Annotated in this window: 1 protein-coding gene; it reads left to right on the top strand. The window is 46.8% G+C overall.

Annotated elements, in window-relative coordinates:
* Positions 1 to 534: trypsin-like serine protease (locus R7044_RS27690; RefSeq protein WP_225456295.1), on the top strand; the 534-nt coding region annotated here is incomplete at both ends.

Here is a 534-nt window from a genome sequence, read left to right as displayed (position 1 = left end):
TCCTTTGTTACAAACCACTCAGATCGGTTTTCTTCCGATAGACAAGTGTTATGAGCGTCTGGAAATTGGCAATAGCTATCCGGGGTTGATTAACTCTAGAACCAACGCGACTAAGATCTGTACAGTGCCCACATTCAATAGGATTTTAGAGCCAAGCAGCAGCACTCAATATGGTAACTCTGCTTGTAAAGGGGACAGCGGTGGCCCGCTGCTGGACATTGCGACAGGCAAGCAAATTGGGGTCGTGAGTGGTGGTCCTTTGGTATTGCCGACTTGTGGCTCGCTGACCATTCCAAGTTTTTATACGAAGGTCAGTAACTACTACGATTGGGTTCAGTCTTACATTACTGCCGACACACCACCAAACCGTTACATCACTGAACCAAATTTTATCATCAATGCTAGAGAAGAAGCGGGCAAAGAGTGTCACGATGGTATTGCAACCAATAATTGTGATTTCAAAGGTTCCGATGACGATGGCGGCAGTCTAAATCTCTGGTTGTTGGCTCTGTTCGCTCCTGTTGCATGGTGGCG

Source organism: Vibrio sp. 1402 (genome assembly GCF_033340275.1).
The sequence above is the reverse complement of the archived record's forward strand: the minus strand, read 5'-3'. Positions and strand labels throughout refer to the sequence as shown.